The sequence below is a fragment of the Pseudonocardia sp. TRM90224 genome, assembly GCF_021245725.1.
Classification (GTDB): Bacteria; Actinomycetota; Actinomycetes; order Mycobacteriales; family Pseudonocardiaceae; genus Pseudonocardia.
Genome location: NZ_JAJGSX010000031.1, coordinates 1 through 24,434, shown reverse-complemented (window position 1 = coordinate 24,434; position 24,434 = coordinate 1). Strand labels below are relative to the sequence as shown.

The 24,434-nt window shown below is 70.8% G+C and carries 21 protein-coding genes and 1 pseudogene; 10 read left to right on the top strand and 12 right to left on the bottom strand.

Annotated elements, in window-relative coordinates; translation table 11 throughout:
* Window positions 1–37 precede the first annotated feature (37 nt).
* On the bottom strand, window positions 38–1,081 hold the full coding sequence (locus LL648_RS31400; protein ID WP_232666408.1) for a M20/M25/M40 family metallo-hydrolase: 1,044 nt from the start codon (window positions 1,079–1,081) through the stop codon (window positions 38–40).
* 35 nt (window positions 1,082–1,116) lie between these two features.
* Between LL648_RS31400 and LL648_RS45865 the strand changes: the two are divergent.
* Both LL648_RS45865 and LL648_RS45860 read left to right on the top strand, forming a co-directional pair.
* Window positions 1,117–1,797 (top strand): annotated as a pseudogene (locus tag LL648_RS45865) (TerD family protein); the annotation flags it as partial.
* A gap of 1,148 nt (window positions 1,798–2,945) precedes the next feature.
* Window positions 2,946–3,260, top strand: coding sequence for a restriction endonuclease (locus LL648_RS45860; protein WP_374112139.1), 315 nt, complete (start codon window positions 2,946–2,948; stop codon window positions 3,258–3,260).
* Between the two features lie 452 nt (window positions 3,261–3,712).
* Here the strand turns inward: LL648_RS45860 and LL648_RS31390 are convergent, their stop codons facing one another.
* A complete protein-coding gene (locus tag LL648_RS31390; RefSeq protein WP_232666406.1) occupies window positions 3,713–4,216 on the bottom strand; it encodes a hypothetical protein in 504 nt (167 codons plus the stop codon).
* A gap of 278 nt (window positions 4,217–4,494) precedes the next feature.
* Between LL648_RS31390 and LL648_RS31385 the strand changes: the two genes are divergently transcribed.
* The 4 genes from LL648_RS31385 (at window position 4,495) to LL648_RS31375 (ending at window position 7,988) form a co-directional block, all read left to right on the top strand.
* The gene (locus tag LL648_RS31385; protein WP_232666405.1) at window positions 4,495–5,616 is read left to right on the top strand and encodes an FAD-dependent monooxygenase; all 1,122 of its coding nucleotides are present in this window, start codon (window positions 4,495–4,497) and stop codon (window positions 5,614–5,616) included.
* A 158-nt stretch (window positions 5,617–5,774) separates the two neighbouring features.
* A complete protein-coding gene (locus LL648_RS31380) occupies window positions 5,775–6,143 on the top strand; it encodes a DUF3611 family protein (protein ID WP_232666404.1) in 369 nt (122 codons plus the stop codon).
* 37 nt (window positions 6,144–6,180) lie between these two features.
* Window positions 6,181–6,432 (top strand): GntR family transcriptional regulator, encoded by a 252-nt coding sequence (locus LL648_RS45855; protein ID WP_374112137.1) that lies wholly within the window; start codon window positions 6,181–6,183, stop codon window positions 6,430–6,432.
* Window positions 6,433–6,848: 416 nt separating this feature from the next.
* Window positions 6,849–7,988, top strand: a complete 1,140-nt coding sequence (locus LL648_RS31375; protein ID WP_232666403.1) for a quinone-dependent dihydroorotate dehydrogenase — start codon at window positions 6,849–6,851, stop codon at window positions 7,986–7,988.
* A 719-nt stretch (window positions 7,989–8,707) separates the two neighbouring features.
* Here the strand turns inward: LL648_RS31375 and glnA are convergent.
* On the bottom strand, window positions 8,708–10,132 hold the full coding sequence (glnA, locus tag LL648_RS31370; protein ID WP_232666490.1) for a type I glutamate--ammonia ligase: 1,425 nt from the start codon (window positions 10,130–10,132) through the stop codon (window positions 8,708–8,710).
* A 178-nt stretch (window positions 10,133–10,310) separates the two neighbouring features.
* On the opposite strand from glnA, the gene LL648_RS31365 reads away from it, so the two are divergent.
* Window positions 10,311–10,775 (top strand): RDD family protein, encoded by a 465-nt coding sequence (locus tag LL648_RS31365; RefSeq protein WP_232666402.1) that lies wholly within the window; start codon window positions 10,311–10,313, stop codon window positions 10,773–10,775.
* A 677-nt stretch (window positions 10,776–11,452) separates the two neighbouring features.
* Here LL648_RS31365 and LL648_RS31360 read toward each other — a convergent pair.
* Both LL648_RS31360 and lipA read right to left on the bottom strand, forming a co-directional pair.
* Entirely contained in the window at window positions 11,453–12,190 is a 738-nt protein-coding gene (locus tag LL648_RS31360) for a DUF4191 domain-containing protein (RefSeq protein ID WP_232666401.1), read from the bottom strand.
* A 28-nt stretch (window positions 12,191–12,218) separates the two neighbouring features.
* Window positions 12,219–13,220 carry a lipoyl synthase gene (gene lipA / locus LL648_RS31355; RefSeq protein ID WP_232666400.1) on the bottom strand — a complete coding sequence of 334 codons (1,002 nt, stop codon included), beginning with the start codon at window positions 13,218–13,220 and terminating at the stop codon, window positions 12,219–12,221.
* A gap of 70 nt (window positions 13,221–13,290) precedes the next feature.
* On the opposite strand from lipA, the gene LL648_RS31350 reads away from it, so the two are divergent.
* Together LL648_RS31350 and lipB are read left to right on the top strand one after the other, a co-directional pair.
* Window positions 13,291–14,220, top strand: coding sequence for an LLM class F420-dependent oxidoreductase (locus LL648_RS31350; RefSeq protein ID WP_232666399.1), 930 nt, complete (start codon window positions 13,291–13,293; stop codon window positions 14,218–14,220).
* Between the two features lie 97 nt (window positions 14,221–14,317).
* Complete coding sequence (lipB, locus tag LL648_RS31345; RefSeq protein ID WP_232666398.1) at window positions 14,318–15,067, top strand: lipoyl(octanoyl) transferase LipB; 750 nt, start codon at window positions 14,318–14,320, stop codon at window positions 15,065–15,067.
* A gap of 7 nt (window positions 15,068–15,074) precedes the next feature.
* Here lipB and LL648_RS31340 read toward each other — a convergent pair whose 3' ends face one another.
* The 7 genes from LL648_RS31340 to lpdA all read right to left on the bottom strand — a co-directional run bounded on the left by LL648_RS31340 (window position 15,075) and on the right by lpdA (window position 23,803).
* Window positions 15,075–15,725, bottom strand: coding sequence for a response regulator (locus LL648_RS31340; protein WP_232666397.1), 651 nt, complete (start codon window positions 15,723–15,725; stop codon window positions 15,075–15,077).
* 7 nt (window positions 15,726–15,732) lie between these two features.
* Complete coding sequence (locus tag LL648_RS31335; protein ID WP_232666396.1) at window positions 15,733–17,247, bottom strand: sensor histidine kinase; 1,515 nt, start codon at window positions 17,245–17,247, stop codon at window positions 15,733–15,735.
* Window positions 17,244–17,915 (bottom strand): phosphatase PAP2 family protein, encoded by a 672-nt coding sequence (locus LL648_RS31330; protein WP_232666395.1) that lies wholly within the window; start codon window positions 17,913–17,915, stop codon window positions 17,244–17,246. The genes LL648_RS31335 and LL648_RS31330 overlap by 4 nt, the downstream gene beginning before the upstream one ends.
* A gap of 125 nt (window positions 17,916–18,040) precedes the next feature.
* Window positions 18,041–18,931, bottom strand: coding sequence for a TIGR01777 family oxidoreductase (locus LL648_RS31325; protein ID WP_232666394.1), 891 nt, complete (start codon window positions 18,929–18,931; stop codon window positions 18,041–18,043).
* A gap of 82 nt (window positions 18,932–19,013) precedes the next feature.
* Window positions 19,014–20,495 (bottom strand): hypothetical protein, encoded by a 1,482-nt coding sequence (locus LL648_RS31320; RefSeq protein WP_232666393.1) that lies wholly within the window; start codon window positions 20,493–20,495, stop codon window positions 19,014–19,016.
* A 32-nt stretch (window positions 20,496–20,527) separates the two neighbouring features.
* Window positions 20,528–22,369 carry a 2-oxoglutarate dehydrogenase, E2 component, dihydrolipoamide succinyltransferase gene (sucB, locus tag LL648_RS31315; protein WP_232666392.1) on the bottom strand — a complete coding sequence of 614 codons (1,842 nt, stop codon included), beginning with the start codon at window positions 22,367–22,369 and terminating at the stop codon, window positions 20,528–20,530.
* 51 nt (window positions 22,370–22,420) lie between these two features.
* The gene (lpdA, locus tag LL648_RS31310) at window positions 22,421–23,803 is read right to left on the bottom strand and encodes a dihydrolipoyl dehydrogenase (RefSeq protein ID WP_232666391.1); all 1,383 of its coding nucleotides are present in this window, start codon (window positions 23,801–23,803) and stop codon (window positions 22,421–22,423) included.
* 156 nt (window positions 23,804–23,959) lie between these two features.
* Here lpdA and LL648_RS31305 point away from each other — a divergent pair, with 156 nt between their 5' ends.
* The gene (locus LL648_RS31305; RefSeq protein ID WP_232666390.1) at window positions 23,960–24,304 is read left to right on the top strand and encodes an oxidoreductase; all 345 of its coding nucleotides are present in this window, start codon (window positions 23,960–23,962) and stop codon (window positions 24,302–24,304) included.
* Window positions 24,305–24,434 lie beyond the last annotated feature (130 nt).

Genomic DNA, 24,434 nt, shown 5'->3' with positions numbered 1-24,434 from the left:
GCCCAGCGCGCCGGTGATCAGCCCAGCGCGCCGGTGATCAGCGCAGTGCGTCGGTGGTTGTGGCGAAGTGGTGCAAGGTGCCGGCGAGTGCGGGCAGGTAGTGGTTGAGCACTTCCTGGTTGACGTTGGTGATGTTGTCGCAGGCCTGGTGGTAGCAGGGGTCGTAGACCTCCCCGGCCTGGCCGCCCCAAGCGGCGGCTTGTTGTGCGGTCTTCTTCTTGGCGTCGCCGTTCTCGGCACCGCCGACGGGGATGCCGGCTTCGATGAACGCGGTTTCGTCGTCGCCGACGAATTCGGTGATCTCGGGGTTGCTCACTCCGGTTGCGATGAGCTGGTTGACGAGGACCTGCGCAATGGTGGCGGATCCGGGTGGACCGGTTTCCTCTTCGTCGCCGCCTTTTCCGCCTTGGACGATGTAGCCGCCGTTGGGGGAGGCGATCATGTCGACGTTGAGGTACATCTTGATCTTCTTGACCTCGTCGCCGGGGAGGCCGTCGACGTAGCCGCGTGAGCCTCGCGCGCCGGCTTCCTCGTGGCCGAAGAAGGCGAAGCGGACCTTGTTGCGGATGTCCGGGCTGTTGCCGAGGCGGGCCGCGATCTCCAGGAGGGCGGCCACGCCGGAGCCGTCGTCGACGATGCCAGGGCCTTCGGGGACGGAGTCCAGGTGAGCGCCGATCATGATGACGCTGCCCGCGTCGCCGGTGCGGGTCTCGGCGATCACGTTCGTGCCGACCTCGGGTGCCTCGTCATCGTCGTCGTTGCGGTTGCCGTGCCCGCCCCGTGGCTCGTACGTGGAGGTGCCGGCATCGAAGCCGGCGCCGCGCAGGGTGCCGAGGACGTACTCGACGCTGGCGTCGTAGCCGCGGGTGCCGGCAGCGCGGTTGCCGCCGTTGGCGTCGGCGATCTTCTGCAGGGCCTGCAGGTGGGCCATCGCGCCGTCGAGAGTCACGTCGGCGGCCAGCCCTTCCAGATTCTCCGACCGCGCCTGCGTCCCGCCGGTGGAGACAGGTGATGGCAGTAGCGGGGTGCCGCAGGCCGTCGTGAGCACGACGGCGAGCAATGCCGCGACCACCGGCGACACAGGCCTGATCCGTGACCTGTCCGGTCCGGCGATGGATGTCTTCACGAGCAGTCCTCTTCCCAAGGTTCCTGGCAAGGATGCACTGTTCGTCCCATCCGCGCGGCTGTGAAGGGCTGCGACATCCCACCGTGTGTTGTGTCCACGCAGGGATTGTGCAGGCGGTGAAGGTGTGCATCGGGGATCGACGCCCAGAAGTGAAACGGCGGCCGGGGTCTCGACGAAACACCCGTTGCACGGTCGGCAGCGGGCGAAGGGGCATCGTGGTCGAGCTACCCAAGGGCGGGAACGCAACGATCGTCGGCCCGCTCGTCCGATCGACCCTGCGCACGCACTTGGCGCCCGGCCAGATCGACATCTGCGCTCTTCTCGTCGACGATCAACGCAGAACCCGCTCGGACGAGGACTTCGTCTTCTTCAACCAGGAACGTTCCCGTTGCGGCAGCACCCGCCGCCTCTCGGCCGTCGAGATCGAGGTCAACCTCGACGAGGTTCCGGCGGCGGTCGACGCGATCGTCATCGCGGCCTCGCTGGACGACGGCGTTCCCGGCTCGGTCGCCGATCACGGCGCCGGGCACATCACGGTCGCCGCCGATCCGGCCGTCACTCATACCTTCACCGGACTGACCACCGAGAGATGCGTGATCGCCGCCGAGATATACCGCCGCAACGGCAACTGGAAGGTCCGGGCGATCTCCCAAGGCTTCGACGACCTGGCGGGACTCATCGCCGTCTTCGGCGTCGAGACCGAGGACGACGCGCCGGCCCCGCCCCCTCCTGCGCCGCCCCCTCCTGCGCCGCCTGCCCGGCCCGCGGACGGCGCAGCGGCGGCGAGCGGCGCGCCCCCGCAGACCCGCGAGATCGTCGATCGTGTGCGCGCGGGCGCAGCCGCCCGGCGGGCCGGCGCCACACCACCGCCGCGGCTCCAGACCTGGCTCGCCAACCTCAACGCACGTCGAGCGACGCCTCCGCCGCAGCAGCTGAGCGCCTACCGCGCCAGGCGACGCGCCGAGGCGGCTCAGGTCGCCGTCGACATCGCCATGCAGACCCAGCGCGTGGAGCAGCTCCTGTACGTGTTGCCCTACCCCGATCTCAGCATCCCGGCGCTGCTCGACCTGATCGACGCATCCGCTGCGCCGTTCCGTCAGCCACGTGTCCGGCTCTTCCGCCGCGCTCAGCCGGCCGGCCCGCCCGCGCCGCCGTCCAGTCATCTCGCCGGCGCGCTGCAGCAGCTGCACCGCGCGGCATCCGCACGCGCCGATCGTGACGCCCTGCACGCCTGGCTGTGGCTCGGCCTGCATGCCATGGACCTGCAGCCGAGCTTCGGGCACCCGGAGGACATCAGCGTCGCCCCGGATGCGGGCAATGTCGTCGTCGACGTGCGGTTCCCCAACCGCACGACGGTCGTCCCCTCGCACTCCCGCGCTGTCTACACGCCCGGCGACGACACCATCCGCTTCCACCCCGCGAAGCCGAAGGAGCAGTCTCGCCTGGCGAACATCCTGTTCAGCGCGGCACTGCTGGCCCACGCCCATGCCGCCGCCACGGCAACCTCGGCAGCGGGGCTCCCCCCGACGCTTCCCCTGGTCGTCAACGGATGGGAGTCCGTCATCGACCCGGCCACCGGTCGTCCCGACCGGATCTGCCGGGCCACGCTCGTCACCAGCGCCGAGCACCTCGCCCAGGTCGACCTGCGCGCCGTTGATCCGCCCGCGTGCCTGCGCAGCTTCGCGGGACTGTCGACGAGGCCGGCCGCGTATCACCCATCGCCACGTCCACCGGCGCCACACCTGCCGGGCGTGGGATCGATCTGGCTACGATCGACCCGTACGAGTTCGAAGGACTCATCACCGAGCTCGCCCAAGCGATGGGCTACACCGCCTACCGCACACCCCGAAGTCACGACCACGGCGTGGACGTCTACGTCGAATCCCGCGACACCCTCGCCGGGGGTCGGATCGTCATTTCCGCCAAGCGCTACCGCAGCACCGTCGGTCCCGACCACGTCCGTGCTCTCGACAGCGTCGTGGGCGATCAGGGTGCAATCAAAGGAATCCTCGTCACGACCTCCGGGTTCGGGCCCGAGTCGTACCGGATCGCCCGGGACAAACCGCTCGACCTCGTCGACGGGCAGCAGCTACGCCAGTGGTTGCACCAGTACCTCGGAGTCACGGGCCGCTGATTCCCGGTCAGCAAACCCTGGTGATCTCGCACGCGTTGCTGCAAAAGGTCTTGCCGTCGGCGCAGAGCCACTTCTGCTTGTAGGACGCTCTGCTGCCGTAGCAGCCGCAGAACGCGCAGGTCTCTCCTGTGGGAAGGCAGTACTGCGCGGCCGCCGCACTCCGCGGGGCAGCCGCCTCCAGCATCCGGTCGGCTAGCCGCTGCACAGATGTAATCATGACAAACCCCCCGATCCGCCGCGGAACACCCGCGGATCTCGCCAGCATGGTGGACCGGGTATCAACCACGGCCCGGCTCGATGGCTCGTCGAATCGGGACGGCGGGCACGGTCATCCCGACGGTCGGTGCGGGATCCTGGATCGCCGGCAACGGATGTGCGACAACGTCGACCGGCCGTCGGGAGGGCGCCGAGCGGCAAGATCAGTTGCTCGAGATCGATCTGTTGCCTGTCCGTTACGGCTCTGTGATCTTGCAGCGAGCGATCCAGCCGCCATCGAAGCTCAACTCCGTCCGCTCTCCCACGCCGAACGCACTCGCGACAGCCAGCGCTGCCGCCGCGCGAACCGCGGACTGCTCGATGTCGGTGTGGTTCACCTGCACGTGCACGACCTCGATCGACCATCCGGCGTTGTCGGCCCCCGCCTCGCCTGCGAGCCGTTGCCCATCAGCTGCACCGGCGAGTGCGGCCGCGATGAACTCGTCATCGTCGGACGATCCTGGTTGGAGCGACGAGTGGTCGAGCGGATCCGCTTGCCACGTGACGAGACCCGGTCCGTCGACCAGCCGGACGCGGACCTGGCCGAAATAGCCGACGCCCGCCTTCTGCTGCTTGATGGTGAACTCACGCGTGCTGTCGTGAATCACGTACTCCGGCCTCGTCGTGGAAGGCGTGCGGTCGCCACCCGGCCTGGGGTGGATCACCCGGACAGCATGATCCTTGCAGTCGGGCAGCTTCATCAGTGGCGTGGACAGGAAGAACGCGCGCTGCGTGACGGCTACGTCGTCCGGCTGGCGCCGTCCAGGTCGCTGAAGAGTGCGTCTGTCGGGAGCTACCGATCGGGCACCGACAACTTCGGCCTTTCACGCGGCCAACACGGCCTGCCGCAGCGTGCGGTAGGACCCAGCCGGTAGCGGTCGAACCGCGCAGCGAACCGTCAGCCGGCTGAAAGTCGGCGTCCAGCGTTGTCCACCACCCTCCTGGGCCGGACGTGCTCGCTCATTCCCGGAGGTGTTTCGTGTCTTCAGCTGTGATCATCGGAGGTGGCATCGGTGGCCTTGCCGCTGCCGTGGCACTGGAAGACCTCGGGTGGACGACGACGGTGTGTGAGCGGAGTCCCCAGCTCGTCGGGCCGGGCGGTCGGCTCGTGCTGGCGGCCAACGCGTTGACCGCGCTGGACCGGCTGGGGATCGGTGCGGCCGTTCGGGAGCATCCTGCGGCGGCGGCCGAGGTCGGGGTCCGCAGCCGGAGCGGCCGGTGGCTGGCGAAGCCGCCGCAGGCCCGCAGCCGCAGCATCGTGCTGATCCCGCGAGCCCGGCTCATCGAACAGCTTGCCGATCGGCTCGCTCGCGCGACCGTGCGGCTGGGGTGCGCCGTGCGGTCCGTCGACCCGGCGACCGGGTGGGTGGTGACCAGCGACGGTGGTCTGCGAGCCGACCTCGTGGTCGCTGCCGACGGGATCTGGTCGCGGGTGCGTTCCGCCCTCTTCCCGCAGCATGCTGGTGTCGCCTACGTCGGCGTGACCTGCTGGGACTTCGACGTGCCCGAGTCCGGCGCACCCGCCGGGCCGACGGAGTTCTGGGGTGCGGGGTGCGCGTTCGGGGTGGCGCCCGGGGTCGACGGTGTCGTGCACTGCTACGCACTCGCTGTCGAGGAGCCCGCACGTCGCGGCGTGCACGGCGAGGCCGCCGAGCTGGTCACCCGGTTCGGTCGGTGGTGCGAGCCGGTTGCGGAGCTGGTGCGGACGCTCGACCCGGCGACGGTGCACCGGCACGACGTCTTCGAGCTCGGCACACCGTTGCCGGCGTTCCACTCCGGGCGGGTCGCGCTGGTCGGCGACGCGGCACACGCCATGACCCCGAACCTCGGCCAAGGCGCGTGCCAGGCCCTGGAGGACGCTGTGGAGCTGGCGTTCCACATGAGCGATGCCGGGGGCGGGCTCCCCGGATACACGGCGGCGCGGCTGCCGCGGACCAGCCTGGTCCAGCACCGCGCCCGCACCCTCTGCCAGGCGATCATGGTGACGAATCCACTCGCGGTCGGGCTGCGCAACGCCGCGCTGGCCGGGGTGACGCGCCTGGGTCGCGACCTGCTGACGCGGTCGGTCGACGAAATCGTCGCCTGGCAGCCCAGTACCTGAGCCGACGGCGACACCGTCAACGCCGTCACGCCCGCGGAGGGCGGGCTGCTCCTGAAAGCGGGAGGCAAGCGGGTTGTTGGGGGCATCCGTTTCAGTTCGTCGTCGGAACGCAGGCGCACGGGGGCGGGGGAATCGCAGTGGGACGTTGCAAATGGCTGGTGTTGCTGGCGATCGTCGGGGCCCAGGCTCTGCTGAGCACGGCAGTGGCGGCTGCGGAGCCCGAGCCCCCTGGAGCGGCAGCGGTGGATCCGAACAACTACGAGTGTTTCGACGAAGGCGACTACCTGTGCCTCTTCGACAGGGACGGCGGCCCGTGGTCTGCGAGCCTCATGATCCAACAGGGCGAGCCCGGCTATGTGGTCGACACCGGGCTCGACGGCCGGTTGAACTGGATCTCGTCGTACACGAACGGCACCGGGCAGACCGTCCGGTTCTACGATCAGCCCGAGGGGACCGAGTGCTGGGACCTCATCTTCGAGGCTGCACCGTGGACCCGGGGAAGCTGCCGCGTTCGGCGAACAACATGACGGATCGGGTTGTCCTGGACGGTGAGCAGGAGGATCCGTGCGCCCGGGGAACGGTTTGATCAGCACAGCTCGGAGCGCCGAACTTCGACCGCCTTACGTGCGCATCGCCGGTGAGGTGCGCCGGCGCATCGTCGCGGGCGAGTTGCAGGTGGGTGATCGGCTCCCTTCGACGCGGGCGGTGACCCGGGAGTTCGGCGTCACGCTCGCGACGGCGGCAAAGGCGTTGGACGTTCTCAGTGATGACGGACTGGTTCGAGCTGTGCCGCGGGTCGGGAGGATCGTCACCTAGTTCGGTCCGGCCGGGGGTTGCCGTGTGCTGCCGGTGGCGGGGCGCGGGCGCGGATCGCCGCGACGGCGGTCTTGATCGCTGACCGGGATGGTGTCGGGGCGCTCTAGATGCGGAGTGTTGCGCGGCGACTCGGGGTTCCGACCGCGGCGTTGCAGGAGTACATGCCTGACACGCGCGCTCGGCTTCGCTCGCCGACCCGGGCCGGGGATCACTTCGACGGTCCCGGCGATCCCTGCAGCCGGCCGGCCTGCGGATCCGGCGTACCGAGCGACCCCGGTCAAACTGCCGTGCCGCACGGCACAATCTCGCCTCAGGACCGGAGCAGACCCGGCGAAGATCACCAATCAACTCCGACCGGCGAAAGATCCGGGTTTAGGATCCACTCCCGACTGGTCTCCAAGCGCGGGAGTACGCGAGTGATCTATCGAGGTTTGTTCTGGCTCGTCCTGGTTCGGGTCCCGGCCGAGACGGCGCACCGTATCGGTTTCGCTGCGCTGCGGACGGCCATGGCGATCCCCGGGGCCGGTCGACTCCTGCGAAGGCTTTGTCACGTGAGCGACGAGCGCCTCGGCGTAGACGCACTCGGACGCAGGTTCAGCAACCCGCTGGGGCTGGCCGCTGGTTTCGATAAGGACGCTTACGGCGTCGCGGGTCTAGCGGCGCTCGGCTTCGGCTTCGTGGAGGTCGGCACGGTCACGGCGCAGCCTCAGACCGGCAATCCACGTCCACGGATATTTCGGCTACCTGCGGATCGCGCACTGGTCAATCGGATGGGCTTCAATAATTCGGGCTCCTTGGCGGTCGCTGACCGGCTGCATCGCCATCCTCGCCCAGAGGTGACCACCCTCGGCGTGAACATCGGCAAGACCAAGGTCGTCGAGGAATCTGCGACTGTGAGCGACTACGTCACCAGTGCCCGGCGACTGCTGCCGTTGGCCGACTACCTCGTGGTGAACGTGAGCTCGCCCAACACCCCGGGGCTGCGAAACTTACAGGCAACCTCAGTGCTTCGACCGCTGCTCTCGGCGATCGACGGAGTGAACAGCGAGATCGCCGCGCAGCGGGACGCGCCTAGGGTGCCGTTGCTGGTGAAGATAGCTCCCGATCTCGCGGACGAGGACATCGATGCGGTAGCCGAGCTCGCCCTCGAACTTGACCTCGATGGAATCATCGCCACCAACACCACCATCGCCCGCGCTGGCTTGGCTACCCCGGCCGACGCGGTGGCGGACATAGGCGCCGGGGGCCTCTCTGGTGCGCCGCTGCGAGACCGTTCGCTCGAAGTGCTGCAACGGCTTCGCGCTGTAGTGGGCGACCGGCTGACCTTGATATCGGTGGGCGGCGTCGAGAACGCCGATGACGTCTTCGCGCGCATCTGCTGCGGAGCCACCCTTGTCCAGGCCTACACCGGACTCATATACGGCGGACCGTTGTGGCCGAGAGGTATCCAGAAGGGGCTGCTGCGGCGCCTGGAGGTCGCCGGGCTATCCAGCATTTCGCAGGCCCGCGGCAGGAAAGAACTTTGCGGGTTTGTCGATGGAATCGTCGACGGATAACCCCTGAGCGGAGATTTGGTGTCCGCCGTTCGACTCTGTGGCCCAAAGTCGCCAGCCGGGTGCGGAGACGCTCATTCCGGAAAAGGCGATTTATTGGAGCATGGCCCGGCTTTCCGCGAGCACGGCCGACAACGTCTAATCCAATCGACCGTGCGGATCGTCTCGGTCAACAGCACTGCCGGCCTGGGAGACCACCTGTCCGACCGCCGTGTCGGTGCTCGGGCACGGACAGAAGCCGCTACGCTCACCCACCTGAAATGTGCGCCCTTCTCGGGCGCAGATATGACCGTCGCAAGCCATGATCTCGCCTGCTCAGGAGTATCTGTAGCGCTCAATGCCGCCTAAGGATCAACTGCCCGTGAAGGCGCCAGGCTAGCGTCACAGAACATGGGCAACTCGACGAATGGTGGCGCCATCACTCCGCCCTCCCCGCGCCGGGCGCCAGTCGTGACGTGCGTTCCGAAGGGGGATGATTGGCGAGCGGCGCGGCAGAGAGCGCGACACCGCACGCTGCCGAGCTGCCGTGGGAGGCGGTCGCCGAACATCTAGATCATCCGGGTCTGTTGTTCTACGGGCTCGGCGTCCAATGTAGATCTCTCGGGGCACACTGGGGCACATGAGCACGAAAACGGCGGTTGACGCCGAGAGACACTGGAAGGCATCTCTGCAGGTCAACCGCCGTATTCGCGGTCTTCTAGCAGGTCATCACGACCTGCGGATCAGACGTCGTAGTAGAGCGCGAACTCGTACGGGTGCGGGCGCAGGCGCAGCGGGTCGATCTCGTTCTCCCGCTTGTAGGAGATCCACGTCTCGATCAGGTCGGACGTGAAGACGCCGCCCTCGAGCAGGTACTCGTGGTCGGACTCCAGGCGGTCGATGACCGCGGAGAGGCTGCCGGGGACCTGCGGGATGTCCTTGGCCTCCTCCGGGGGCAGCTCGTAGAGGTCCTTGTCGATGGGGGCCGGCGGCTCGATCTTGTTCTTGATGCCGTCGAGCCCTGCCATCGTCATGGCCGCGAACGCCAGGTACGGGTTGCCGGACGAGTCGGGGCAGCGGAACTCCAGGCGCTTGGCCTTGGGGTTGTTGCCCGTCAGCGGGATCCGGATGCAGGCCGACCGGTTGCGCGCGGAGTAGACCAGGTTGACCGGCGCCTCGAAGCCGGGGACGAGCCGGTGGTAGGAATTCACCGTCGGGTTGGTGAACGCCAGCAGGCTCGGCGCGTGGTGCAGCAGCCCGCCGATGTAGTAGCGGGCGAGGTCGGACAGGCCGCCGTAGCCGGTCTCGTCGTGGAAGAGCGGCTGCCCGTCCTTCCAGAGCGACTGGTGGGCGTGCATGCCCGAGCCGTTGTCGCCGAAGAGCGGCTTCGGCATGAAGGTCGCGGTCTTGCCGGCGTGCCACGCGGTGTTCTTGACGAGGTACTTGAACAGCATCACGTCGTCGGCGGCGTGCAGGAGCGTGTTGAACTTGTAGTTGATCTCGGCCTGGCCGGCGGTGCCCACCTCGTGGTGGCCGCGCTCGACGACGAAACCGCTGTCGATCATGTTGCTGACGATGTCGTCGCGCAGGTCGGCGTAGTGGTCGACCGGTGGGACGGGGAAGTACCCGCCCTTGTAGTTGACCTTGTAACCGAGGTTGCCGCCCTGCTCCTCGCGGCCGGTGTTCCACCAGCCCTCGACGGAGTCGATGTGGTGGTACTGCTGGTGCGGGTCGGACCCGAAGCGCACGGAGTCGAAGATGTAGAATTCCGCCTCGGCGCCGAAGTACGCGGTGTCGGCGACACCCGAGGCCGACAGGTACTCCTCGGCCTTGCGGGCGACGTTGCGCGGGTCGCGGCTATAGGGCTCACCCGTGATCGGGTCGTGCACGAAGAAGTTCAGGTTGATCGTCTTGTGCTTGCGGAACGGGTCGACGCGCGCCGTCGCCGGGTCGGGGAACAGCGCCATGTCCGACTCGTTGATCGCCTGGAAGCCGCGGACGGACGAGCCGTCGAACGCGACGCCGTTGTCGATCAGGTCTTGGTCGAACGTGCTGGCGGGGACGGTGAGGTGCTGCATGACGCCGGGCAGGTCGCAGAACCTGATGTCGACGTACTCGACCTTCTCGTCCGAGATGTACTTGAGTACCTCTTCGGAGTTGCTGAACACGCTCACGGGCTCCTTCTTCTCGGCACGTCGGTCGGAGGCGACGCTATGGCGGCGTTGTTGCCCGTCGGTCACTCGGTGGTTTCACAGAGGTTAACGGGGTGCTGCCGCGATGCCACCCCCGTCACACCTCCGGTGCAGTGGCCGGGCCCGCTCGACGCGCCGTCCGTAAGCTGGTGACGTGGCCCGTTGGAGCGAGTCGTGGTTGCCAGGATCCGTCCCGGCCGGGCCTTCGGCCGGCTATCCGGGGGAGAAGTACGGCCTGCCCGAACACGGGGTGTCGAGCGTCGCGGGGCTCGGGCGCCGGTTCGTCGCGCTCGCGCTCGACTGGCTCATCGGCTACCTCATCGCCGCGCTGGTCTCCGGCCCCGACCCGCTCACCAACCCGTCGTTCTCGTGGACGGTGCTGGGCATCTGGTTCCTGCTCACCGCGGTTCCCGTCGCGATCTTCGGTGCGAGCGCCGGCATGACGGCACTCGGCATCCGGGTGGCGTCGCTCGACAACTCCGCTGTCATCGGCGTGCCGCGCGCGCTGCTGCGCACGGCCCTGACGGCGCTGGTGCTGCCACCACTCGCCCGCGACTCCGACGGCCGCGGCTGGCACGACCGCGCGACCCGCACGATCGTCGTCAGGACCCGCGGCTGACTCGAGCGCGAGCGCTCGCCCACTCGTCCACGCGTCGAGACGGAGCTGCGGAAGGTCAGGAAAGCCACTGTCATGCAACGTGGTTGCAGGAAAGTGGCTGTCAGGTGGATCGCCGCAGCCACCGCGGTGGACCGGCACCCCCCGGGATCCAGGCACTGGCTGATCGAGGGTGCGCTGAGGGCTGTCGCGGCAGCCCTGAGCACACTCAAACTCACGATCCCACCCACTCGGCGACCGCCGGGATGTGCGCGAACGGCACTTTCAGGCCAACCTATCGTTCGAAACAGCCGTTCGCGCAGCTCACCCCCCGGGTGGGGAGGGCAGGAAAGCCACTTTCCGGCCCTCACAGGGCAGGAAAGTGGCTTTCCTGCCCTCGCGTGCGCAACGCACACACCCCGGCCGGCCACCACAGCCCCGGCCCTGGCCGCGGGGTTGGTCGTGCCCTGCACGCCCGGTTCGGGCACCCACCCCGGTCTGCGGTCGTGTACCCGTACCCGGAGCCGCACCCCGGCACGGATTCTCATCCCTCGTGGCGACCCGGAGGGCCATGGCGGACTTTCCTGACCCTCGGCGGGCAACGCCGCACCGGCAAGCGCCCAGCGCGCGCTGTTCGTGCATCCACCGGGACCTGGCACCTGCCACGGCGGGCGCAGCCGCTCGGCTACATGCGGGAAGGATCAAGCGCCCTTGCGGCGGGCGGTGCGCTGCACGCTGCGCATCTTGGCGCCGGCGGGCATCGGGCCCTTCGGCAGCGCGGCGGCGCGGGAGCCGAGCGCGGCGAGCTTCGCCTCGATGGTGTCCATCTGGGCCGGGGTGATGTTGCGGGGCAGCTTGGTGAGGTGGCGCTGCAGGCCCTTCAGCGGGACCTGACCCTCGTCGTTGCCGACGATGACGTCGTAGATCGGCATCGAGCCGGCGACGCGCGCGACGCGCTTCTTCTCCTGCGCGAGCAGGCTCTTCACGCGGTGCGGCACCCCCTCGGCGACCAGGATGATCCCGGGCCGGCCGATCACCCGGTGCACGGCGTCGAGGTGGGTGGTGCCGGCGACGCCGGGGGTGACGCGCCACTGGCCGCGCATGGTGTCGAGCGCCCACCCGGCCGCGCCGGGCTGGCCCTCGGCCTTCGAGTAGACGGAGCTCTGCACGCGCCTGCCGAAGATGCTGACCGCGGCCAGCACCCCGATCGCGACGCCGACCGGCAGCATGATCCAGTGCATGTCGAAGATCAGCCCGATGCCGAAGACCACGGCAGTGCACAGCAGGAGCGCGCCGATCATCAGCGGCAGCAGCGCCTTGTCCTCCTTGCGCTGCTGCTGGAACGCCTTCCAGATCTGTGAGCGCCGCTCCTTGGAGGCCGCACGCTTGAGGCGCTTGGCTTCCTTCTGAGCAGCTTTGTCGGGCTTACCACCGGCCATGCGAGTGAGGATACCGGTCGGAGCCGGGTCAGCGCGCCAGCAGGGAGCGGGCTTCCTGCGCGGCCGCGCCTTCGGTCGCGAGGTGCTCGAGCTCGGCCGGCAGCTGCTCGCCGCGCGACCGCACCGTCTGCGCGTAGAGCCGCCCGGCCCGGTACGACGAACGCACCAGCGGCCCGGCCATCACACCGGCGAACCCGATGCGCTCGGCCGTCTCGGAGTGCTCGACGAACTCCTCCGGCTTCACCCACCGCTCGACGGGGTGGTGGCGCGCGGAGGGCCGCAGGTACTGGGTGATCGTGATGATCTCGCAGCCGGCGTCGTGCAGGTCGCGCAGCGCTGCCGTGACCTCGTCGGGGGTCTCGCCCATGCCGAGGATCAGGTTCGACTTGGTGACGAGGCCGGCCGCGCGGGCCTTCGTGATCACCTCGAGCGAGCGCTCGTAGCGGAACGCGGGCCGGATGCGCTTGAAGATCCGCGGCACCGTCTCCAGGTTGTGCGCGAGCACCTCCGGCCGCGCCCCGAACACCTCGTCGAGCTGCTCGTCGATCGAGTTGAAGTCGGGGATCAGCAGCTCGACGCCGGTGCCGGGGTTGAGCGCGTGGATCTGGCGCACCGTCTCGGCGTAGAGCCACGCGCCGCCGTCGGGCAGGTCGTCGCGCGCGACGCCCGTGACGGTCGAGTAGCGCAGGCCCATCTGCTGCACCGACTCCGCGACCCGGCGCGGCTCGTCACGGTCGAGCTCCGCGGGCTTGCCGGTGTCGATCTGGCAGAAGTCGCACCGCCGCGTGCACTGCTCGCCGCCGATGAGGAAGGTGGCCTCGCGGTCCTCCCAGCACTCGTAGATGTTGGGGCAGCCGGCTTCCTCGCACACCGTGTGCAGCCCGCCGGTGCGGACCAGCGACTTCAGCTCGGTGTACTGCGGGCCGGTGCGCGCCTTCGTGCGGATCCACGGCGGCTTGCGCTCGATCGGGGTCTCGCTGTTGCGGACCTCGAGGCGCAGGAGCTTGCGACCTTCGGGTGCGATCGTCACGGCCTCAGGCTACGCCGCGCCCCGGCGTCCCACCGCAACCCCGGGAGCAGGCGAGACTACCGTCACGAACGTGGACCTCCGGATCTTCACCGAACCCCAGCAGGGTGCGAGCTACGCCGACCAGCTCCGGCTCGCGCGCGCATCAGAGGACGCGGGCTACGACGCCTACTTCCGCTCCGACCACTACCTCGCCATGGGCGACCGCCCCGGGCTGCCCGGGCCCACCGACTCCTGGATCACGCTCGCCGGCCTGGCCCGCGAGACGTCCCGGATCCGCCTCGGCACCCTCGTCAACTCCGCGACCTTCCGCTTCCCCGGCCCGCTCGCGATCTCCGTCGCGCAGGTGGACGAGATGTCGGGCGGGCGTGTCGAGCTCGGGCTCGGCGCGGGCTGGTTCGAGGCCGAGCACGCCGCGTACGCCATCCCGTTCCCTGGGCTGGGCGAGCGGTTCGACCGGCTCGAGGAGCAGCTGGAGATCGTCACCGGCCTCTGGGGCACGCCGGAGGGCGAGCGCTATTCCTTCGACGGCAAGCACTACACCGTCGCCGACTCCCCGGCGCTGCCCAAGCCCGTCCAGCAGCCCCTCCCGGTGATCGTCGGCGGGCACGGGAAGAAGCGCACCCCGCAGCTGGCCGCCCGCTTCGCCGCCGAGATGAACGTCGGGTTCTCGCCGCCCGACGTCGTCGCCGCGCAGTTCGAGCGCACCGACGCCGCGTGCGCCGAGATCGGCCGCGACCCGAAGACGCTGGTGCGGTCGGTCGCGCAGTGCGTCGCGGTCGGGCGCGACGACGCCGAGGTGGCCCGCCGCGCCGCCGCGATCGGCCGGGAGGTGGACGAGCTGCGCACCAACGGTCTCGCCGGCACCACCGCCGAGATCGTCGACAAGCTCGGCACCTGGAAGGACCTGACCGGCATCACCCGCATCTACCTCCAGGTGCTCGACCTCGCCGACCTCGACCACGTCGAGCTGATCGCCTCCGACGTCGCTCCCCACGTCTGAGCGGAAGTTCCCCACCGTTTTGCCGACCTGCACACCCACCAGGGTCTGCAAGTAGGCAAAACGGTGGGGAAGTTCGCCGGGGCGTAGCGTGGCCGGCATGGCTACGGGTGACATCCGGTCGTGCCGCCGCAGCGGCGAACCGGTCCGCGTCGACACGCTCGGCACCATCGACTACATCGACGCGTGGGACGTCCAGCGCGCCAACGCCGCGGCCCGCCGCGAGGGCGCCGGCCCGGACGTCCTCATGCTGCTGGAGCACCCGTCGGTCTACACCGCGGGCAAGCGCACCCAGCCGGAGGACCGGCCCACCGACGGCGCCCCCGTCGTCGACGTCGACCGCGGCGGCCGGATCACCTGGCACGGTCCCGGCCAGCTGGTCGGCTACCCGATCATCGGGCTGGCCGAGCCGCTCGACGTCGTCGATTTCGTGCGGCGGCTCGAGGAGGCGCTGATCTCCGTCGTGCACGCGTTCGGGCTCACCGAGGCCGGCCGGGTCGAGGGCCGCAGCGGCGTCTGGCTGCCCGCCGACGAGTTCCGCGCCGAGCGCAAGATCGCCGCGATCGGCGTGCGCGTCCAGGGCGGTGTCACGCTCCACGGCTACGCGATCAACTGCACCCCGGACATGAGCTCCTTCGACCGGATCGTCCCATGCGGGCTCACCGATGTCGGCGTCACGTCGCTGGCGGCGGAGCTGGGCCGCGTCGTCCCGGTCGCCGAGGTGCTCGACGCGATGGCCACCGCCACCCTCGCCGCGCTCGACGGCACGCTGCCCGTCGCCCGCCACGACGTGCGCAGGCCGGCCGCGCCCGCGGGACTGGACCTGCAGCTGCATCCGGCGATGCGCTAGGAGGGTCCTACGGGCGCGGGATGAGGCCCGCCTCGTGGGCCACGATCGCCGCCTGCACGCGGTTGCGCACGTCCAGGCCGCGCAGGATCGCGCTGACGTAGAACTTCACCGTGCCCTCGACGACGTGCAGCCGGCGGGCGATCTCGGCGTTCGACAGGCCCGCGCCGATCAGCCCGAGCACCTCCCGCTCGCGGTCGGTCAGGCGGCCGAGACCGGCGTGCCCGGCGGCGCGGGGGGCGGTGGCCGCGAGCCGGTCGAGCACCCGCCGCGCCACCACGGGGGAGAGGTAGGCCGCGCCACCGGCCACTGCACGCACCCCGAAGACGATCTCCAGCGGGTCGCCGGTCTTCAGCACGAACCCGCCTGCGCCCTCGCCGAGCGCCCTGCTGATGGCGTCATCGTCGGCGAACGTCGTGAGCACCAGCACGCCGGTCCCCGGCACCGCGGAGTGGATCTCGGCGGCGGCGTCGAGCCCGTCGAGCACCGGCATCCGGACGTCGAGCACCGCGACGTCGGGCCGGTGCGCGAGCACGAGGTCGACGGCCGCCCGGCCGTCGCCGGCCTCCGCGACCACCTCGACGTCGGGCGCTGTGGTCAGCACCGCGCGCACACCCGCCCTGACCAGCGGCTCGTCGTCGGCGATCAACACCCGGATCACCGCAGCATCATCCACCGCGTTCCAGCAGCTCCGCCGAGACCACCCGGCCACCGCGGAAGCACAGCCGATAGAGCTCGTGCCGCTGCGGGTCGAACGGGTTCGTGTGGGTGCTGTAGTGCCGGCAGACCGACCCGGGCGGACCGGGCGGCACCCCGGCCGGGTCGTCCACCCGCGTGCGCCACGGCAGCACGCCGGCGAGGCTCGCCTCGCTCTGCCCGACGGTGACGCGCGCGAAGTCGGCTGGGTGCAGCACCGAAGTGGCGGCGTCGAACACCATCCACCCCAGCACCCCCGCACCGATCGCCGCGGTTGCGCAAACGGCGACCAGCACCGCCGTGCGGGCGCTGCGCTGCACACGCGCCTCGGCCAGCTCGCGGTGCGCCACCGCCGGCGGCCCCTCCGGGACGGCCGGCGTGCTCGGCAGTTCGGCGACCACGACGAACCCGCCGTCCGGGCGCGGCCCGGCACCGAACGTCCCGCCGACGAGTCGGAGGCGTTCCGACAGCCCCACCAGCCCGTGCCCGCCGCGCATCACCGTCGTGACGGGTCGTTCGGGCGGTGAGTTCTCGACGCGGACGTGCACGGAGTCGGCGATCCCGACCGAGACGGTGACGGCGGCGCCGGGCGCGTGCTTGATCGCGTTGGTGAGCGACTCCGCGACCACCCTGCGGACCGTGCTGGCCACCAGCGGACCGAGGCCGGTCTCGACGCCGTCCAGCTCGACGTCGAGACCGGCCGTGCGGCTGCGTTCCACCAGGTCGGCGAGGGACCCGGCCGGGTCGGCGGGCGCGCTGCGCAACACGCGGACGGCGTCGGCGAGCCGTTCGGCCGCCGCGGTGACCGAGCGGCGGGCACCGGCGGCCGCGGCGCGCTGCCGCTCGGCCAGCGCCGGGTCCAGCTCCAGCGCGCCCACCTGCAGCGCCGCCGTGGCCAGCTCGTGCCCGATGAGGTCGTGCATCTCGCCGGCGAGCAGCGCACGCTCCCGGGCCCGGGCCTGCTCGGCGGCGGTCTCGAGCTGCTCGGCGCGCTCCCAGCCCGCTGCGACGAGCTCGGCGAACCGGCGGCGGTAGCGGCCGACCGACCACGGCACGGCCGTCAGCAGCAGCGTCGTCGCACCTGCGAGCAGCGCGGCGTCGGCACCGCTGGTGACGGCGACCGCCGCGGCGCCCGACACCGTGCTGCCGGCAGCGATCGCCGCCGCACCGTGGCGGCTGTCCACGGCGTGGCGGCCGGCGAGGAACGCGACCGTGGCGAGGCCCGCGGCGAGCACCCCGATGCCCATCGTGCTGTCCACCTGCGCCCGCGGGAGGTAGCCGAGCAACCATGCGCCCATCGCGACGACGAGCGCAACGATCGGTAGCCGGCTCGCCAGCCACAGCGCCAGCGCCAGCACAGCCAGCGCGCCCACCGCCTCCCAGGGCGCGAAGCGACCGGGCCGTGCGGCAACAGCGGCCCACAGGACGGGCAGCGCCACCACCGCGCACGCGGCGGATCGGACGGTCAACGCGGGCGGCTCCGTCATCGGTGCCGCGGCAGCCGGACCGTGGGCGCGTCGACGCCGGTGGCGGGCCCGCGACCGAGCACACCGCCGCCCGGCGCGCCGCGCAGCCGCTGCACGAGCGGGGAGGCCATCGGCGCGAGCAGCGGAACCAGCGCGCTCGCCGTCACCGCCCCGATCGTCAGACCCACGAGGACATCATGCGGGTAGTGCACCCCGACGATCACCCGGGAGGCCGCCGCGAGCAGCGCGGCCGCCGCCGCGACCGATCCCCACCGGCTGCTCGACCACCAGATCGCCACGGCCGCCGCACCGGCGATCGTCGCGTGGTTGCTGGGGAAGGACCAGTCGCCCAGCTCGGGGCAGTGCGCGATCGTGGGCGCGATCGTGGCGACGTCGAGGGTGCGGCAGGGCCGGTCGACCCGGAAGACGCCTTTGATCGCCTCGCTGATGACGTACGCGAGCAGGACGCAGACGGGCCCGACGAGCGCCGTCGCCATCGCGATGCCAGGCCGGTGGCGCGCCCGCACGGCGAGCAACACGAGCGCCAGCGCGAACCCGACGACCACGCCGTCGGTCGCGAACTCGAACGCCAGCTGCACCCAGCCGGGCAGCCGGGCGGCGGCCGCGACTACGTCCAGGTACCAACCAGCGGAAACATCGGGGACGTCAGGGATATCCGTTCTCGGCACCACGACGACGGTAGGCCCGCCTCGGCGGCCGACCACCCGTCGAGAGACCAGAACCGGGCCTGCCGAAAGTCAGGCCCTCCCCGGCCGGAGGCCGGAGGCGCCCCGGAAGTCGCGGGTGGCAGGGGTCAGCGGTCGATCGCGGCAGAGAGCGCCTCGGCGACGGTGTTGTGCCGGTACTGGTAGCCGGCGGCGAGCAGCTTCGCCGGGACGGCCCGCTGCCCGTACAGCAGCATCTCCTCGCCCATCGCGCCGAGCGCCGTCGTGATCGCGAACTCGGGCACGGCGAGGACGGCTGGCCGGCGCACCGCGGCGGCCAGCGCCTTCGTGAACTCGGCGTTCGTGACGGGCGTCGGGCCGGTGACGTTCACCGGCCCGGAGATCTCCGGGTGCTCGATGAGGAACCGCATCGCGCCGACGGCGTCGTCGAGCGAGACCCACGGCATGTACTGCTGCCCTGAGCCGAGCCGGGCCCCTGCGAAGCTCTTGAACAGCGGCCGCAGCCGGCCGAGCAGCCCGCCGGCGGGGGAGAGCACGAGCCCGGTGCGGGACGTCACGACCCGCACGCCGGCGTCGCGGGCCTTCGCCGTGGAGGCCTCCCAGTCGCGGCACACCTCGGCGAGGAAGCCGCCGCCCGACGGTGTCGACTCGTCCACGGCCTCCCCGCCGGTGTTGCCGTAGAAGCCGACGGCCGACGCCGAGAGCAGGGTCGCGACGCCGTGCTCGGCGGCTGCGGTGGCCAGCACCTCGGTCGGCCCGTTGCGGCTGTCCCGGATGGCCTGGCGGCGTGCGCCGCTCCACGGCCGGTCGCCGATGCCGACCCCGCCGAGCCCGACGACGGCATCGACGCCATCGAACGTGCCTTCGTCGACCCGGCCGGCCGGTGGGTCCCACCCACGCTCGTCCGGTGCCGCGGGTGGCCTCCTGACCAGGCGCAGCACCTCGTGTTCCGCCTCTCGCAGGTGGGCGACGAGGGCGGTTCCGAGCAGGCCGGACGAGCCGGCGACGACAACGCGCACGCCCGAGATCCTCGCCGAAGCGGACGACGGGCGCGAATCGGGTCCGCCGCTCGGCTCCGGCCCTACCCGTCGGCTCTGTCTGTCAGCGCGGCCCGGTGAGGCGCCGCGCCGCTTCCTCCTGGGCGCGCCGGATGAGGTCGACGAGCTGCTCGTTGGTGAGCGCGCCCAGGTCGGCGTCGGGCGGCGCGGGGGCCGGCCCGGCGGGTGAACCCGGCCCGTACTGCGTCCCGATCCCGGCGCCCTGCTGGTCGGCGGCGGTGCCGCAGCGGATCCGGGTGCCGTCGCCGCGGTGCAGGCAGGTCGCGTCGTCGCCCTGCAGGGTGCCGGTGCCCGACACGCGGTACAGGACGTTCTGGTCGTTGCCGATCGTCGCGACCCAGTGCGTGCCGTCGGTGGGCGCGATCTCCAGGATCTTCAGGTTCTGCCAGTTCGGGATGTCCTGGTAGTCGGCCTGGATGCGCTGCGCCACGGCGCTGGTCGAGACCCACGGCGGGTCGAGCCGGTGCACCGTCAGCGTCGCGAGCGCATCACCGGTCACCGTCGCGTCGATCGTGGAGATGGCCGAGATCGACGTCGCAGAGCCGCGCCCGGTCAGCGGTGTGACGTACGCGCCGCCGCGTTCGCCGACGGGCAGCGTGAACTCGCTGTTGTTGGCGGCGTTGACGTCGCCTTCCTCGTCGGTCTCCTCCCAGCCCGCCCGGCCGAACACGTAGTCCCACAGGTCGCTCAACGCGTGCGTCGAGCCGCGCTGCGTGGCGGCGAGCGTGATCGGGTAGGTGGGGCCGAGCAGGCCCGCGCCGTCGGGCCGGATGGTCACCTCACCGGTGTGCCCGTCGTAGACGGCGACACCGGCGGGTCGCTCGGTGACGACCATCCAGCCGTCGAGCTCCTTGAGCGGCATCACGACCTTCGGGACGTCACCGTCGCAGAAGCCGTAGACGTCCTCACCGTCGAACTGGACCCACCGTTGCTCGCCCGCGACGATCCGCGCGAGGTTGTGCCCGAACCAGCCGCCCGACCGCGCGCCCGCCTCTTCCGTGAACTCGCAGCGCTTCCCGGTGCCGCGCCCGGTCAGCGGGATCGACTGCTCCAGCACCGTCTGGTAGCCGGCGAGCCAACCGCGGGCCTCGACGAGCGTGTCGAACGTCTTCGTCGCCGGGAGGTACTTCGTCGCCGCGATGTCACCGGGGCTGTCGCCCAGGGTGGGCCGCGCCTGCGCCTCCGCCACGACGTACGGCGCCCGTTGCTCCATCATCGGCGCCGCGGCGTCGGTGACCGCCACCGACGCCACGTACACCTGATCCTGCTGGTAGGAGTGCCCCCAGCCGGCCCAGAACAGGAACGCTGAGACGCCGACGATGCCGAAGAGCCACGCCGGCCATGACGGCCAGGCGCTCTCCTCGATGGCGACCGCCCACCCGATCATGACGACGAGCAGCCCCAACAGTGGCAGCAGCCAGAACAGGCTCCTGCGCAGCTCCCACCACAGGGCGGTGCTGTAGTACGGGGCGACCCACACGAACAGTGCGGCCGCCCCGACGGCGAGCAGTGCCCAGACGGTCATCCACAGGATGGCCCTGGACGCCGCTTCCATGGTTACAGACCGAGGTCGGCTTCGAACGCGCCCTCTTCCAGGCGCTGCTTGACCGCGCTCAGGAACCGGCCGGCGTCGGCGCCGTCGACGATGCGGTGGTCGTAGGTCAGCGGCAGGTAGCACATCGAGCGGATCGCGATCGTGTCGTCGCCGTCGGGACCCGTCACGACCACCGGCTGCTTCGTGATCACCCCGGTGCCGAGGATCGCGACCTGCGGCTGGTTGATGATCGGGGTGTCGAAGAGCGCACCGGCGCTGCCGATGTTGGTGATCGTGAACGTGCCACCGGACAGCTCGTTCGGCGCGACCTTGTTGTCGCGCGTGCGTGCGGCGAGGTCGGCGATGCGCTTCGCGATGCCGGCGATGTTGAGCTCGTCGGCGTCGTGGATGACCGGCACGATCAGCCCGCGCGGGGTGTCGACGGCCACCGCGAGGTGCACGGCACCGTGGTAGGTGACCTGCTTCTCCTCGATGTTCAGCGACGAGTTGACCTGCGGGAACTGCTTCAGCGCCTCGACGGTGGCCTTGGCGATGAACGGCAGGTAGGTCAGCTTGACGCCCTCGCGCCGCTCGAAGTCGGCCTTCGCGCGGGCCCGCAGCTTGGCGACGCGGGTCATGTCGACCTGCTGCACCGTGGTCAGCTGCGCCGAGATCTCCAGCGACTCGACCATCCGCTGCGCGATCACCTGGCGCAAGCGCGGGAGCTTGACGGTGGTGCCCGGCTGCGGGCCGTCGGCGGCGGGCCTGGCCGGCGCCGAGGGCTTCGACGGGGCCGACGAGGCCGCTGCCGGGGCAGCGGCGGGAGCGGGCTCCTCCGCGGCCGGTGCCTTCGCCTCGGCGGCCGCGAGCACGTCCTGCTTGCGGATGCGGCCACCGACACCGGAGCCGGTGATCGTCGAGAGGTCGACGTCGTGCTCGGCGGCGAGCTTGCGCACCAGCGGCGTGACGTACGGGGCGCCGCCGTCGGACGAGCCCTCGTCGGCGGCCGGCGCGGCCTCGGCCTTGCCGTTGCTCTGCTGCTGGGCGGGCTCGGGCTGACGCTCCTGCTGGGGTGCGGGCTCCGGCGCCTTCTCCTGCTGCTCGGGCGCTTCCTGCTTGTCCTGCGGCTCGTCCTGTTGGGGAGCCTCGGCCTGCGCGCCGGACGCGTCGCCGATCACGGCGAGCTGGCCGCCGACCTCGACGGTGGCGTCCTCCTCCGCGGTGATCTCCAGGAGGGTGCCGGCCACGGGGGAGGGGATCTCGGTGTCGACCTTGTCGGTGGACACCTCCAGCAGCGGCTCGTCGACCGCGACCTCGTCACCCACGGCCTTCAACCAGCGGGTGACCGTGCCCTCGGTGACGCTCTCGCCCAGCTCGGGCATCGTGATCGCGGTGCCCGACCCGGTCGACTTCGTCGACGCGGCCGGCGCCTCTGCGGGCTCGTCGGCGGAGCTCGGCGCGGAAGCGGCCGCGGGCTCCTCGGCGGGCTCCTCCTGCTTCGGCTCCTGCTGCTTCGGCTCCTCCTGCGCGGGCGCTTCCTCCTGGGCGGCCTCCTGCTGGCCCTCCCCGGAGTCGCCTGAATCGGCTGAATCGCCTGCGTCGCCCGAGTCGCCGGCGTCGTCGGAATCGGCCTCGCCGATCACGGCGAGCTCGCCGCCGACCTCGACCGTCTCGTCCTCGCCGGCCACGATCCGCTGCAGCACCCCCGCGGCGGGCGAAGGGATCTCGGTGTCGACCTTGTCGGTCGAGACCTCGAGCAGCGGCTCGTCGACCTCGACCCGATCACCCTCCTGCTTGAGCCAGCGGGTGACGGTTCCCTCAGTGACGCTCTCACCGAGCGCGGGCATCTGGACGGAGAAGGCCATGATGGGTCGGAGCTCCTCTAGCTACGCGGGGTTCGGGCCGGTGAACCGGTCTCAGCTGTGGCTGTGCAGCGGCTTGCCGGCGAGCGCGAGGTGCGCTTCGCCGAACGCTTCGTTCTGTGTCGGGTGGGCGTGGATCAACGCGGCGACGTCTTCCGCCTGAGCATCCCAGTTGTAGACCAGCTGTGCCTCGCCGATCAGCTCGCCGACACGCGCGCCGACCATGTGGATGCCGACGACCGGCCCCGGTGTGCCCTCCGCGCCGGCCTTGACCAGCTTGATCGCACCCTGGGTCTGGAGGATCTGGCTCTTGCCGTTGCCCCCGAGGTCGTAGGTGAGCGTCTGGATCTCGCCGTGCCGCTCGCGGGCCTGCGCCTCGGTGAGCCCGACGGACGCGACCTCCGGCTCGCAGTACGTGACCCGCGGGATGCCGGCTTCGTCGATGACCGGCGGCTTGACGCCGGCCAGGTCCTCGGCGAGGAAGATGCCCTGCGCGAAGCCGCGGTGCGCCAGCTGCAGGCCGGGCACGATGTCGCCGACCGCGTAGACGTTGGGGAGGTTGGTGCGCAACCGCTCATCGGTGAGGACGAACCCGCGCTCCATCTTCACGCCGGCCTCCTCGAAGCCCGCGCTCGCGGTGTTGGGGCCGCGGCCGACGGCGACCAGCAGCAGGTCGGCCTCGATCTCCTCGCCCGTCTCCAGCGAGACGGTGACCGACTCGTCGGTCTGCTTGGCGCCGGTGAACTTGACCCCGGTCTTGAAGGCGATCTTGCGGCGGCGGAACGCGCGCTCCAGCAGCTTCGACGCGAACTCGTCCTCGTTGGGGACGAGCCGCGGCAGCGCCTCGACGATCGTGACGTCGGCGCCGAAGCTCGAGTAGACGCTCGCGAACTCGACGCCGATCACGCCGCCGCCGAGGATCACGACCTTGCTGGGCACGTGCTCCAGCCGCAGCGCCTCGTAGCTGGTGATGATCCGGCCGCCGATGTCGAGGCCGGGGAGCGTGCGGGCGTAGCTGCCGGTGGCCAGCACGACGTGCTTGCCGACGTACCGGTCGTCGCCGACGGTGACGGCGTTGGGGCCCTCGAAGCGGCCGTCGCCCTCCACCACGGTGATCTTGCGGGACTTCACCAGGCCCTGCAGGCCCTTGTAGAGCCGCGCGATCACGCCGTCCTTGTAGGAGTTGACGCCGACCATGTCGATGCCCTCGAGCGAGCTCTTGACCCCGACCTTCGCGCCCTCGCGGGCGGAGTCGGCCACCTCGGCGGCGTGCAGCAGCGCCTTGGTGGGGATGCACCCGTAGTGCAGGCACGTGCCACCGACCTTGTCGCGCTCCACGAGCACGACCGACATGCCCAGTTCGGCGGCCCTCAGCGCGCAGGCGTAACCGCCCGATCCGCCGCCGAGAACGACCAGGTCCGCGTTGTGCTCGGGCACGTCGCAACTCCTCTAACAGATCGCCGTGTCGCGGCATGTCACGCCGCTGCAGCCATCTTGTCATCCGCTCCACCCGGGCGCGGGAGCTGGTCCACCCGGGAGAGAATCATGCGCCTCGCTCGTTGCCCGGAGGGGTGGGGCGGAGACGGAGGAGTCATGGGGCTGCTGGGCAAGCTGGGCAAGGCCAAGGCGGGGAGGCTGCGCGGGTCCGGTCGCGAGGACGAGTCGCACCTGCGCGAATGGGCCGCCTCCCACCAGGGTGTCGAGGCGTTCGTCGAGCCGCGCACCGCCGTCACCGAGACCACGATGCTGCTGGTGGCGAACGACGGCGAGTGGACCCGGCGCCGCATCTCCGGCCCCGACGGCGCGCGCAAGCTCGCCCGCTCGCTCAAGATCCCGGTCTACGACGTGCAGCTCGTCGGCTACCCGCAACGCATGCGCGACCACGACGCCCGGCAGAAGGCGCTGCGCGAGCGGGCGCGGAGGGCGCAGGAGGGGTAAGGGTCACCGTCCACAAGGGCTGGGGCGCGTGGAAGGCCCGAACAGGGCGCGGCGGGCGCTCGTGCACAGGTTGGTGCCGCCGTGCACAGGTTCGAACCTGTGCACGGGGAGGTGAACCTGTGCACGACCA